This is a genomic window from Vibrio crassostreae (assembly GCF_024347415.1).
GTDB lineage: Bacteria > Pseudomonadota > Gammaproteobacteria > Enterobacterales > Vibrionaceae > Vibrio > Vibrio crassostreae.
This window is the reverse complement of record NZ_AP025477.1, coordinates 1851904-1864109: the sequence shown is the minus strand read 5'-3', so window position 1 is coordinate 1864109 and position 12206 is coordinate 1851904. Positions and strand designations below refer to the sequence as shown.

Here is a 12206-nt window from a genome sequence, read left to right as displayed (position 1 = left end):
AGCGGAGGTTAGTCGTCCAACCCTTGAATTGGGCTCATCGAGTGATAAACGGTGTTCACGTCACCAGTCATCGACAATGAACTCAAGTCATCAATGAAGAAACGGCTGGTCATTGTGTGCTTACCGCCATTGATAAAGATTTCGATCACTGAATTATCGACATAAACCTCGATGGTTTGCTTAATGCTCAACCTCGGAGCTTTTCTCACCGAGCCAAACTCTTCCGCGTAGAGTTGAGACATCTTACTGCGATCAAGTATGAACTCCGTTTCCGAGGCACTGAACACGATATTATCACCCGCAGCATTAGCGAGCGTTAACTCAAACTCGTCCGTTTCCGTTTTAAGGTGAACCATGAAGCTGGTTGTATCCAGTTCAAGAACCCTCTCAACCACGACAGCTTCGCCTTGCAGCGCTTTCAATTCAGGTAAAGCCGATTGCACCAGATAGCCATCTTGGATGTGAAGCTCGCGTGGTAGCGACAACATGCCCGCCCACTGATGTTCATTAGATGGTGTATCAATCTCAGGCAGACCAATCCAAGCAACCAGAATGCGGCGACCTTTATCATCTAAGTAAGTCTGTGGTGCATAGAAATCGAAGCCATAATCTGGCTGCGCAATATCTTGATGGTTTTCCAGTTCTACCGAATCTAGATTTAGGCGGTCACCGACAATATAAGCCACCGAGTAGATGTTTTTGAAATCGTATGGGTTTTCGTTAGACACACCTTGTGGAGAAAACAGCATCACCGACTGATTCTCTATTTCAAAGAAATCTGGACATTCCCACATATAGCCAAGGTTGTTGTAACGAGTTTGAATTGGACCTTTGTGCTGCCAATTCATCAGGTCTCGGCTGCGATATAGCGCCATTGAGCCAGTCTCTTGAGGCGTTTGAGCACCCACAACCATCAGGTAATCGTCGCCCTGCTTCCACACTTTTGGATCGCGGAAATGTTCGGTGTAGTGATCGTTTTCGATAACCACGCCGTGCTTTTCTATTTTGCCGTCCGCAGACATCTTGGCATAACATTGAGTTGGCACTCGCAGCCAATTTTCATCGCGCTTGTTACCCGTAAAGAACAACAGTGCATTGTCGTTCTCAACCAATGCACCACCAGAGTAAACACCGTGAGAATCGTAATCTTGGTCTGGGTGCAAGCCAATGCCGTGGTCTTCGAAATGAACGAAGTCTTTGGTAGAAAGGTGGTACCAGTACTTCATACCATGGACTGGGCCAACTGGCGTCCATTGGTAAAATAGATGGTGTTCACCATTAAAGAAACACAGACCATTCGGGTCATTAAGCAGACCAAACTTAGGCGCAATATGGTAGCTAGGATAGCCAGCATCTTGTTTGCGAAGATTGACCATCGCATCAATGCTGTCTTGTGCAATCTCTTCTATACGACGATATCTTTGCTCTACCGTCCAGTTCGAGTTCAAACTCATACACTCTCCTCGACGGAATTCGTATTTGAAGCGTCTTTTTGAATAAACTGAGTGAGAGCCTCTTGCGTTGGAAGTGCGGTCATCGCGCCTTTTTGCGTTGTAGCCAATGCACCGCAACCATTCGCCCACAGGATTGCAGAATCGACGACTTGTTGATTATTCCACTCTTCATGTTGAGAAAGCTTTGCAAGTAAACCGCCAACAAAAGCATCGCCTGCACCTGTCGTATCCACTGGCGTCACTGAGCGACCTGAAATCAACACACCTTGGTTTTCAAATACTCGCCAAACGCCTTTCGCGCCCTGCGTAACCAAAACAAGCGTGTTGTTAAGATCTGCAATGTTAGCCAAACCTTGTTCCATCGAAGTTGAATCGGTTAAGAAATCCAGTTCTTCTTCTGAGAATTTAACCACATCAGCCAATTCAACCGCTTTCATGACCACAGACTTAATTTCAGATGGGTTTTGCCACACTTCATCACGAAGGTTTGGATCGAAGCTGATGTAACCGCCCGCGGCTTTCATGCGTCGGATCGCTTCAAAGGTACTGCTTCGGCTTGGTTCATTAGCCAAAGAGATTGAGCAGACGTGTAGCCACTCATTTTTCTTAAATTCGGGAATGTCTTCAACAGACATAAACTGATCGGCACTTGGCTTAACCATAAACGTAAAGCTGCGCTCGCCTTGGTCATCAAGATCAACCACCACGGTTGATGTGCGTTGTTCAGGGTCCTTCACCAAACGCTCGGTATTCACACCTTCCTTTTGCAGAGTCACTTCCATAAAAGTGCCAAACGGATCGTTACCCACTCGGCCGAAAAATGCGCTTTTGCCTAAAAGGCGAGAAATCGCTACCGCGACATTGGCAGGCGCACCGCCCGGACATTTCAATAATGTCGCGTCAGTCTCCGGAATGAGGTCGACGACGGCGTCTCCAGTTACCCAAACTTGATTCATCTTTCTTACCTTAAAACTGAAAATCATAACAACCGAAAGCAAGGTGACACTTCACGCTGTCATGTAAAAATATAAAAAGGCTAGCTAAGCCAAATCACCTAGCTAGCCCCCCAAAGCTTAGGAAATGAAGTGAAAAGGGGGGGCTTCACTTCTAGGGAGAAAAGTTAAGCTGTTGCTTTAATGTTTTGCTTGCTGCTCTCACGCAAACCTAAAACAACGGTCAGCGCAAATGCAGTTACGAACGCGATAATCATACCTACCACGTAGTAGCCAATTTTTTCTGGCGATATTGAGATGATGCCAGGAATACCCGCGGCACCCAGTGCTTGTGCTTTCACATTGAACATGGTGATAAATGCGCTTGAAACCGCAGCAGCACAAACCGCAGCAATGAATGGGTAGCGAAGCTTCAAGTTCACACCGAACATTGCAGGTTCAGTAATACCAAGCAAACCGGTCACACCAGAAGGAATCGCGATACCTTTCATTTTCTTATCTTTACTCATGAAACCAACCGCCAGTGCCGCTGCACCTTGAGACACGTTAGACATCGCCGCGATAGGGAAGATGAACGTACCGCCAGTCGTTGCGATATCCGCAAGCAGCTGAGTTTCAATAGCAATAAAACTATGGTGCATACCAGTAATAACGAATGGTGCATAAATCAAACCAAACACCGCACCACCGATGAAGCCAGCACTGTTGTATAGCCAGTTGAGACCGTCACCCAGTAGGAAACCGATATCACGTGTAAATGGACCCACAACCGTGAATGTCAGTAGGCCAGTCACGAAAATAGCCAGTAGCGGCGTTAGCAAGTTATCAAGAACCGAAGGAATAACTTTACGTAGGCCAAGCTCAACTTTCGCTAGAATAAACGCAGAAACAAGAACGGGCAGTACTGAACCTTGATAACCCACTTTCTCGATTTCGAAACCTAGAATGTTCCAAACTGGAATGCTGCCCGACACTGATGCGCCACCGAAACCCCAGCCGTTTAGCAAGTCTGGGTGAACCATCAACATGCCTAAAGCCGCGCCAAGATATGGGTTACCACCAAACTTCTTACTCGCTGAAAATGCTAATAAAATAGGTAAGTACACAAAAGGAGCATTAGCAAATGTATTGATCATGTTTGCTAAGTCGGTCAAACCCGGATTAGCGTCAATTAAAGATTTGCCATCAATGAACAAGCCTTGAGCCGTCAATAGGTTGTAGATACCCATCAACAGACCACCAGCAACAATTGCCGGAATGATTGGTACAAAAATATCAGACAGACCTTTCACCGCGCGTTGCAGGATATTTTGGTTGTCAGCACCTGCAGACGCCACATCGTTGGTCGACATTTCCGTCATTTCAGTCAACTTAGCCAACTCAGAATAAACTTGGTTTACGATACCTGAGCCAAAGATGATCTGATATTGACCTGCCACTTTAAACTGGCCCTTAACCCCTTCTAGGTTATCAATCGCCTGTTCATCAATTTTATCTTGGTCTGCAACCGCAAGACGCAGACGAGTCGCACAGTGTGCAAGTGCGGTGATATTACTTTTACCACCTAATAGAGAAAGCAGCTCTTTTGCTATTTTTGGATAATTCATTACATACCCCATTGGATTATCATTTGAGCTTTTGAATTTTCGGGAACGTTTGCAAAACAAATTTTTGCCTAGAAATAACAAATGATCAAAGATAACTGCTCAATACTGTGAGAATGATCTTCAAATTATCTCCCTAGGATAAGAAGACAGGGTTAAAATCTCCTAACAACAGGTAAATTTGATGCTTTGTTTGCAAACAATCCCAAAACTAAAATTACAATTGGATAATGAATAATGGCTAGTCTTCATGATGTCGCTCGTCTCGCTGGAGTTTCCAAGTCGACGGTCTCAAGAGTAATCAACGATGAGTATGGCGTAAAAGACGCGACCAAGGTGAAGGTGCGTAAAGCGGTTGAAGAGTGTGGCTATCTCCCAAACCAAGTCGCTAAAGACTTAAAGTCTCAAAAAACCAACCTGGTTGGCGTGATTGTTCCTAGGGTTTCTTCCCACGCCACCTCTCAGGGTGTCGATGGTTTAACCGCCGTCTTAGAGCAAGCGGGCAAGCATGTTTTATTAGCGAGCACACACCAAACACACCATAAAGAACTTGAATATATTCAGATATTTAACCAAAAACGCGTTGAAGGTATCATCCTGTACGCGACCCACCTCGATAACAAATTAGTCAAAGCGATTCAAAGTTCTGCTGTGCCAGTGGTATTGGTGGGTCAAGACGGTTCAATGTTTAACATCCCAAGCATTGTGCACGACGACACTCGCGTAGGGTTTGAAGCGGGTAATCGCCTCATAGCGAAAGCTTGTAAGCATATGGGATTCATCGGCGTGCAAGGCGATGATATTGCGGTTGATAAGATGAGATCGGAAGGCTTCGCTCAATCGCTTCAATTTAACGACCTCACACTGCAATTTCACGCGCGAGGCGACTTCACCATAGAGTCAGGTTACCAGCTGGCTAAGCAGTCTCTAAAAGAGCACACCAAGCTCGATGGCCTGTTCTGCGCAACTGACCGTATCGCAATCGGTGCGATCAGAGCCATTCAAGAAGCGGGGCTCGTTCCAGGGAAAGATGTATTGGTACTGGGCGTGGGTGACGATGAACTTGCTTCAGTATGCACACCAACGCTGTCTACGTTTAACTATGCGTTTGATAAAGCGGGAGAAAATGGAGCCAAGCTGCTGCTCGACCGTATTGAGAAAAAAGGCTTTGAAATGAGTAAGATGGTGTTGACCTTCACCACTATTGACCGAGAGTCTTGCTAGTAATTTATTCACAGATCAAGTTATCCCAAGATAAAAAAATGCCAACCTTCGAGTTGAAACGATAAGGTTGGCATTTGATGATGCGACGATCACATCATGAGTAACACTCTCTATCTAAACGATATATCAGGCAATTAGAACCAAGTTTCCATCTGTAGTGCAAACAGAACCTCGCCGCCCTCTCCCATCGTTGCAGCATCTGCTTCAGTGCTGATCGAGTAACCATTCAGGTCTTCACTCCAATCCACATAGCTCACAGCGAAACGCAGTTCTGGTCGGTCAAAGAAACCAGTGCTAGTTGAAAGCTTCAGTGTTGGTGCCACTGTTGCTTTGTAGAAACCGCCGCTCGCTTGCTCTGTCGAGTTGTCTAAATCCATGTACTGCAATGAACCTTCGTAAACCATCTCAAAGTTCTCTGTGAACTCTTGAGCTAATCGAACGTTTAAAGAAGCCCATGTGAACTCGTCATTCTTCTTCAAACGGTCTTGGCTATGCTCTGCCATTAATGCAGGTGCTAAGCGCCAGTTGTCGCCAATGCGAGTGACACCGTAGCTAAACAGGCGAACGGCTTTTGCGTCATCCAGTAGATCACCATTAGAACCGATGCCTTTTAGCTCTGCGCCTAGGCCGCTACCCATTAACATACCCGTTTTAGAGAAACCCTCGCTCAGACCAAAGAAGTTGTCTCCATGGTACGCAAACATTGCGTGTACACCGCTTTCAGCTGCGCCATTTAAGCGGCTATCGTTGTCTGCTGAGGTCATGCCACTCAACATCACTTGCCATTGACCAATACGGTTATTCATGGTTGCAATGTAGTTTTCTACATCTGTTGATGAGCTATCAATCTCACCAAAATCTCGACCATAAATTGAGAAATTCGCTTTCCAGTTGTCGCTCATCTGAACATCGTAAACGCCAGCACCAGTACCTGATAAGAAGACAATATCCGAATCGAAAAAGTGAATATCAAAGTTGTCGCGATCGAATCGTTTACCCGCCCAAAACGTTGCTTCAGAAAACGCTTCGGATTCAGAGAACATGCTTAGACGGTTCAGTTCTGAATACACTTGTCGTACATTCAACTGGCTTTCACTGGCTGTCCACTCGTTATTTGTTTCAGTACTGTCGGCTAACATGATACGAAACAAGGCACTAGAGCCATCATCCGCAAAGCGCTTATGAATCAAGTTAGCTTCAACGTAATGATCATCTTCCACACCAAGTCGTCCAACTGGTGCACCAATCGCACCCGCCGCTGTCATGTAAGGACCAGTACCTGTCGCGCCGTTTAGGTCGTCGTTGATCAATAATCCAGAGCGTGCATAGCCGTGAAACTCAAACGAAGAAGCCTTTTCATTGGCTTCGGTAGAAACCTGCTCCGTTTGTGCAACTCTTTGTTCTAATTCATTAATACGTTGCTCTAATGCTGCAACGTCTTCACTTGCTAATACCGATGTAGTCATTAGCCCCATTGTTACAGCAACCGCTAAAGTGTGTAGTTTCATTCTTATGTTCTCACGTTAATTGTTTTGGACTACTTGCAAACGTTCCCAAAATAATTCGTAAGCGCATTTCGGCTTATACTTTTGATGTACAAGCTCTATATCGAAGAAGAAATAGAAATCAGTCGTGTTGATTACTTCACTTTTGTATCTGAGTGGATGATAGATCGATATTTTCGGGAACGTTACCGAAAATGCATGATTCTGATAACTTTGTCACAAGTGAAATTGATTAATGGGCGAAAAATAGTGTATTGCGCACATTAGCGATCTCAGAAAAATAGAGAGACAATCCAGCACGATAATTAGGAAAGGCGCTACAAAATGCAACGGGGTGGCTATAAAAATTAAAGCCTGAGCAGCGATTTTTCAGGCTTTGAAAAGGCGTTTGTTGGTAACAATAGGTCGTTTTTTGAAAAGTGTATGACATTAACTAACGTGACAGTTTATTGGAGAGTAAAGCGTTTAAAAGACTACTTCCTCTTACCCTGCTCAACCAGTTTCTCATTCCATGCCGTATTGCCGTCGCGCTTGGAGACATCGTATTCTGCACAGAACTGAGATATGGTCATGTTGTTGTCGCCAGTCGCTAATTTAAGTGCAAGCTGAACTTGTTGAAGCTTGCTTTGCAGACGCAGGATCTGACCAGCATTTGGGCTTTTCTCTTTGGCATACTTTAAGGCTGCATGTTTACGCTCTGCCGCGCCAGCTCTACGGTCCGCTTCTGATAACAGATACTTTAGTTGCGCGACACTCTTGCCCTTCTTAAAAGCAGGATCAAGCAACTCAACGCATTCATCAAACGATGGATCGATAACGTATGGGTCAACTTTATGAGCTTGTTGGCGCATCCATTCGAGTGCGAGTTTTTCATCTGACATAATTACATCTTTACCAAAGAAATAGCCGTATATGGTATCGCTCAATAGCAAACCGCTGCAATAGTAAATTGAATGAGTTCGCACCTTTTTGGTCGGAAGCTTGTGGCTATGGCTATGGCTATCAAATATCAGTTATCAAACATTAATTCTAAACCGTTAGTTCTCAGCCACAGCTCAACCCAGAGATGCTTCCCCATTCAATTCATCAACTGACAACGATTAGCGCATCACAAACAGCTCTTCGTGATAGTGCTTTTCAATATCAAATTGATAGCTGTCTAATTCTTTTTTCAGCGATGTAGAGAACAACTCTGGCCCGCAGAAATACATCTCGTATTCGTTGAGGTCACCACATTGGTTGACAATTCTTCCGGCGTTCAGTCGCGGTGAATGTAAAGTGTCTATCACAGTTAACTTCACTCCAACCTCATGTGCCAGGTGCCACAACTCATCGATTAATTGCTTATCAACACCGCGAGTACAGTAAAACAGTTCGATACGCGGATGATCTTGCTCTGTTTTGAGCGCTTCAAGCGTAGCAAAGAAAGAAGCAATCCCGACACCACCTGCAATCCAAATTTGAGGCTTACTTAGGTCAAAATCAAGTCGACCATAAGGCCCTTCAACCGTAACCGCATCGCCCGCTTGCACTCGATCATAAAGGCCATTAGTAAAATCACCCAACTCTTTGATCAAGAAACGCAGTTCTGAATCTTCACTGCCAGAAACAATGGTAAACGGATGCGGATCTTCATTACCGAAACGCAGATACGCAAACTGCCCTGCTTTGTGACCTTGCCAAGATGCCTCCGGTTTTAACACCAGTTCCATCACTTCAGCCTGTGGAAAATAGCGAGTCGAAGCAATGGTCGCTGAATGACGATTACGACGCCCTACCAAACCCAACAAACTGTAAATCGCTGCGATAGATCCAACCAAAGCAAATGCTACGGTTAGATAATAAATAGGCTCTCCCCAATACGCTCGTTTAAGCAGTATCACCGAGTGAAAAGCGATAAACAGGTACGCGACCGACATCAGGCGATGAGACAATTTAAACGGTTTATACTTCACTGCCGCCCATAGTGACACCACAAGTAGAACGAGTAATAAGTAGAAGCCCCATTCACCGATACTTTGAGCAATATCGCGCAGTTCATTGACCCACAACTCCCAGCCAGTCAAGACCGCTTGTGGCCCTGAACCATTGTGTCGAACTGGCTTATCCAATACGCCAGACATCACGAGTGACTTAGGAATTTGGTACCACAACCAGTGTGTGACACCCATCGCCACACCACCGATGCCAAGCCATTTATGTACTCGATACGCTTTATCCATACCTTTAAGCCAATTCTCGACCATAGGCAGACGCGTCGCCAAGATCATGGTGATGGACATTAACATCAGAGACAAAATACCTGAGTACTGAATCATGGCCGAGCGCCATTCAAATACGTTGCTTGAAGCGAATAATTGCGGTTCCATCGCAAACCAAAAGGCTGACATTGTGGCAATCATTGCCCAGATGATATTGCGGACTGTTTTCATTTTTTAACACTCATAAAGACGACATCATTACTTTAGCTTGCGTGATGTAAAGCGACGTCAACATGCGTAAATCTATGCAAAGACACACGCTCATTTTGCTGTAGCGGAGATAAAAGAGACAGGTTGCCCACGACCAAACCAAGCACTCTGCTGATCGATAGAAGATGCTTCTGCGTAAATGTCATTTGATTAGTGAACAAGTCGTCTAAAACAAAAGTGAGAAGAAGAGAAATATATGAAGGACATGACCCTTTCAAGACAAGATATCCAAACAATGGATCAGCGAGAACGCGCTCGCTTAATCAACTCCTTATCAGGATTCAAAAGCGCAAATCTTATTGGTACCTGCGATAAACAAGGGCTAGAAAATCTTGCTGTGGTGAGCTCTGTTGTTCACCTAGGGTCGAATCCACCTTTGCTTGGCTTCATCGTCCGACCTGCAGAAAGTCGCCGCCATACATTAGAGAACATCTTAGAAACTCAGCACTTCACCATCAATAGTATCGGTGCTGACTTTGTTCAAAAAGCCCATCAAACTTCCGCTCGTTATCCTAAATCAATCTCAGAATTTAACGCAGTTGGTCTCACGCCCTATTACGATGATGTATTACCTGCTCCATTTGTTTTAGAAAGCAGTCTCAAAATAGGGTTAGTTTTGAAAGAACAGATATCGATTGAAAGCAATCAAACGCAAATGTTGATTGGAGAGGTCATTACGATTCAAGCACCCAAACGTGCCGTGATGCCGGATGGCTACCTTGATTTAGAAGCGCTAGATTTAGTCACGATTTCAGGGCTAGACAGCTACCATGTCACGCAAAGGCTTCACCGCTTAAGTTATGCCAAGCCAGACAAGTCTCTATTTCCGCTGACTCACGAAGGCACCCCAACCTCGTGGGAAGCTTTCGAACACAACCTAACTCATTTTGTTCGGTAATTTACTCACAAAGGTGCTAACTTTCGTTCTTAAATACGGTTCATAACGGCGTGTTTTAAGAATATGGTTTAATGCCCAGCATCCGATAAGAACGCTCCACTTAATTTCCACCTAACCTCTTTCTCCAAGGACCCCTTTGAAGTTAACTCACTTTAAATACAAGACTCGCAAAGGCCCAGATTATCGGCATGGCGATCAGGTGTCTTTCATGGACATCAAACAGACCTTCGGTATGGGCAGTATTCGTGTGGGCGCTTGGGTAACAAAAGAAGAGAAAGAGCTCGCTGCGAATCTGATATTCGATTCGCTAGCAGATTTGGCTTACATCTTGGCTTTGCCACCAGAAGCAATTGGCTTGCGTGGCACATTAGGTTTGGCGTTCGGCAGTGGTGGCAGAAAGGGTGTACAAGCACACTACGCGCCAAACCAAAGAGAACTAGCCCTCGCTAAAAACGCAGGGGCAGGTGCGTTAGCGCATGAGTTCTGGCATGCGTTTGACCACTACATTGCTGAAAAGGCGTTTGAAATTGGTGATACCTCAGGCCCTCGAAAACACATTTTGTTCGCCAGTGATTGTTGGTTACACGATAGAAAAGTAAGACCTCATCCATTAAACGAAAGTTTGATGTCTCTGTTTGACGCCACATTGCTCAGCGACAACAACTTAGATAAACACGATTACGTGGCGCGAAGTGTCATAGCCGACAAAGCGACCTCTGCCCGTTACTTCTCATTGCCAACGGAGATGATGGCTCGAGCTTTTGAGTCGGTGATTGAATCCTGTTCAGAGATCAAGAACGCTTATCTAGTCGATGGCACAACCAAGCCTGATATGTACCCCGTGTATCCTGATATGGCGCATCGCAAAGAGATTTATCAAGCGCTTCAAGGTTACTTCGCGCCGTTGGGCCGATCTTTAAGTAAATAGCATTTTGAGTCAGTAGCACTCTACAGATTTACAGTGAGTGACATGTACCATAAGTTGATCATGTTTAATCTCTGATATAACATGTACAACAAGCGGAACATGTACAATAGTTAACTCATGAATGATTAACTATTCTGTATATATTGAAAGATTAAACATATCCAAAAACAACAGGGTAAATAAGTGATGAATATTGTTTCTTTTACTGAGGCCAGAAATAGCCTTAAGTCTGTGCTCGATAGAGTAGTAGACGATTCTGATGTTACGGTAATAACCAGACGAGATTCAGAAGATGCCGTGGTAATGTCTCTTGATCATTTTAATTCAATGCAAGAAACCTTGTACCTAATGAGCTCGCCTAAAAACGCTGAAAGATTGGCTGAATCCATTGCTCAACTCGAAACCGGAAATACAACCGTTCGAGAATTGAATAATGACGAATGATCGAAAGATTGTATTTACAGATAATGCTTGGGAAGATTACCTATACTGGCAAACCCAAGACAAGAAAACGCTCAAGAAACTAAACAAGTTGATTGAAGCTGCCAAAAGAACGCCCTTTGAAGGGATTGGAAAGCCGGAGCCACTAGTCGGCAACCTGTCTGGCTTTTGGTCAAGACGAATCGATGACAAGAATCGATTAGTGTACAAAGCAGATGACGATAACTTTTACATAATTGCTTGTCGTCACCACTATTAAAAGCAGTAAGCAGCACATAGAAAGAGCAGTAATGATCAGTTGGCCATCTTTAGTAAAACTCGACGGCGATGATGAGCTTATTTACGTCGCATCCGAGAACGATTTTCAGGCAGAATGCTCAGACATGATCTTGGGGGAAGATGATTACCTCATCGATTCTGAAGGTGATAGCTACGCACTTCAATCGAGCTCAAATCAATTGTCTCTAGCAAAACGACCTGAGCAGTATTCAGTAGAAAGCTTGACTAAACTGATTCGAAATCATGAATTCCAGAAAGCCGAAGTGTGCTTGATGAAGATCCACTTCCTAACGATTGAAGAAGCGATTCAGTCTTTGGCTTAATTCGTTCAACGGTTCGTCCCATTGAGTTTATGAAACGGTTTTAGCTCTAAGTACAAATGTAAAAAGGTCAAGCCGCATGGCTTGACCTCTTCTTTTCAAGTTCAATCAATAACTCTAGCTAAACCG

General features: G+C 44.6%; 12 protein-coding genes. 6 read left to right on the top strand and 6 right to left on the bottom strand.

Going from position 1 to position 12206, the window contains the following annotated elements; translation table 11 throughout:
* Positions 1-8: 8 nt before the first annotated feature.
* The 3 genes from OC193_RS23955 to OC193_RS23945 form a co-directional block, all read right to left on the bottom strand.
* The gene (locus OC193_RS23955; RefSeq protein WP_048663826.1) at positions 9-1454 is read right to left on the bottom strand and encodes a sucrose-6-phosphate hydrolase; all 1446 of its coding nucleotides are present in this window, start codon (positions 1452-1454) and stop codon (positions 9-11) included.
* Entirely contained in the window at positions 1451-2410 is a 960-nt protein-coding gene (locus tag OC193_RS23950; protein ID WP_048663827.1) for an aminoimidazole riboside kinase, read from the bottom strand. Before OC193_RS23950 ends, OC193_RS23955 begins: the two co-directional genes overlap by 4 nt.
* Positions 2411-2574: 164 nt before the next feature.
* Entirely contained in the window at positions 2575-4014 is a 1440-nt protein-coding gene (locus tag OC193_RS23945; protein WP_048663828.1) for a sucrose-specific PTS transporter subunit IIBC, read from the bottom strand.
* A gap of 234 nt (positions 4015-4248) precedes the next feature.
* On the opposite strand from OC193_RS23945, the gene OC193_RS23940 reads away from it, so the two are divergent.
* Positions 4249-5235, top strand: coding sequence for a LacI family DNA-binding transcriptional regulator (locus OC193_RS23940; RefSeq protein WP_048663829.1), 987 nt, complete (start codon positions 4249-4251; stop codon positions 5233-5235).
* A gap of 134 nt (positions 5236-5369) precedes the next feature.
* On the opposite strand, the gene OC193_RS23935 is transcribed toward OC193_RS23940, so the two are convergent.
* The 3 genes from OC193_RS23935 to OC193_RS23925 form a co-directional block, all read right to left on the bottom strand.
* Positions 5370-6743 carry a carbohydrate porin gene (locus OC193_RS23935; RefSeq protein WP_048663830.1) on the bottom strand — a complete coding sequence of 458 codons (1374 nt, stop codon included), beginning with the start codon at positions 6741-6743 and terminating at the stop codon, positions 5370-5372.
* Positions 6744-7213: 470 nt separating this feature from the next.
* On the bottom strand, positions 7214-7621 hold the full coding sequence (locus OC193_RS23930) for a hypothetical protein (RefSeq protein WP_017054885.1): 408 nt from the start codon (positions 7619-7621) through the stop codon (positions 7214-7216).
* Between the two features lie 219 nt (positions 7622-7840).
* Complete coding sequence (locus OC193_RS23925) at positions 7841-9172, bottom strand: ferredoxin reductase family protein (RefSeq protein WP_048663831.1); 1332 nt, start codon at positions 9170-9172, stop codon at positions 7841-7843.
* 235 nt (positions 9173-9407) lie between these two features.
* Here OC193_RS23925 and OC193_RS23920 point away from each other — a divergent pair, with 235 nt between their 5' ends.
* The 5 genes from OC193_RS23920 (at position 9408) to OC193_RS23900 (ending at position 12080) form a co-directional block, all read left to right on the top strand.
* Complete coding sequence (locus tag OC193_RS23920) at positions 9408-10109, top strand: flavin reductase family protein (RefSeq protein ID WP_048663832.1); 702 nt, start codon at positions 9408-9410, stop codon at positions 10107-10109.
* A gap of 136 nt (positions 10110-10245) precedes the next feature.
* Positions 10246-11037 carry a CLCA_X family protein gene (locus OC193_RS23915; RefSeq protein ID WP_048663833.1) on the top strand — a complete coding sequence of 264 codons (792 nt, stop codon included), beginning with the start codon at positions 10246-10248 and terminating at the stop codon, positions 11035-11037.
* Between the two features lie 186 nt (positions 11038-11223).
* The gene (locus OC193_RS23910) at positions 11224-11481 is read left to right on the top strand and encodes a type II toxin-antitoxin system Phd/YefM family antitoxin (RefSeq protein WP_017069755.1); all 258 of its coding nucleotides are present in this window, start codon (positions 11224-11226) and stop codon (positions 11479-11481) included.
* Positions 11471-11737, top strand: a complete 267-nt coding sequence (locus OC193_RS23905; RefSeq protein WP_017069754.1) for a Txe/YoeB family addiction module toxin — start codon at positions 11471-11473, stop codon at positions 11735-11737. The genes OC193_RS23910 and OC193_RS23905 overlap by 11 nt, the downstream gene beginning before the upstream one ends.
* A gap of 31 nt (positions 11738-11768) precedes the next feature.
* Positions 11769-12080: a DUF4144 domain-containing protein gene (locus OC193_RS23900; RefSeq protein WP_048663834.1), complete on the top strand. Its 312-nt coding sequence runs from the start codon at positions 11769-11771 to the stop codon at positions 12078-12080.
* Positions 12081-12206 lie beyond the last annotated feature (126 nt).

Excerpts from the sequence above, each read along its gene's own strand:
- OC193_RS23910 (WP_017069755.1), top strand. The coding sequence starts at position 11,224 with ATGAATATTGTTTCTTTTACTGAGGCCAGAAATAGCCTTAAGTCTGTG.
- OC193_RS23940 (WP_048663829.1), top strand. The coding sequence starts at position 4,249 with ATGGCTAGTCTTCATGATGTCGCTCGTCTCGCTGGAGTTTCCAAGTCG.
- OC193_RS23900 (WP_048663834.1), top strand. The coding sequence starts at position 11,769 with ATGATCAGTTGGCCATCTTTAGTAAAACTCGACGGCGATGATGAGCTT.
- OC193_RS23925 (WP_048663831.1), bottom strand. The coding sequence starts at position 9,172 with ATGAAAACAGTCCGCAATATCATCTGGGCAATGATTGCCACAATGTCA.
- OC193_RS23930 (WP_017054885.1), bottom strand. The coding sequence starts at position 7,621 with ATGTCAGATGAAAAACTCGCACTCGAATGGATGCGCCAACAAGCTCAT.
- OC193_RS23920 (WP_048663832.1), top strand. The coding sequence starts at position 9,408 with ATGAAGGACATGACCCTTTCAAGACAAGATATCCAAACAATGGATCAG.
- OC193_RS23950 (WP_048663827.1), bottom strand. The coding sequence starts at position 2,410 with ATGAATCAAGTTTGGGTAACTGGAGACGCCGTCGTCGACCTCATTCCG.
- OC193_RS23955 (WP_048663826.1), bottom strand. The coding sequence starts at position 1,454 with ATGAGTTTGAACTCGAACTGGACGGTAGAGCAAAGATATCGTCGTATA.
- OC193_RS23935 (WP_048663830.1), bottom strand. The coding sequence starts at position 6,743 with ATGAAACTACACACTTTAGCGGTTGCTGTAACAATGGGGCTAATGACT.
- OC193_RS23905 (WP_017069754.1), top strand. The coding sequence starts at position 11,471 with ATGACGAATGATCGAAAGATTGTATTTACAGATAATGCTTGGGAAGAT.
- OC193_RS23945 (WP_048663828.1), bottom strand. The coding sequence starts at position 4,014 with ATGAATTATCCAAAAATAGCAAAAGAGCTGCTTTCTCTATTAGGTGGT.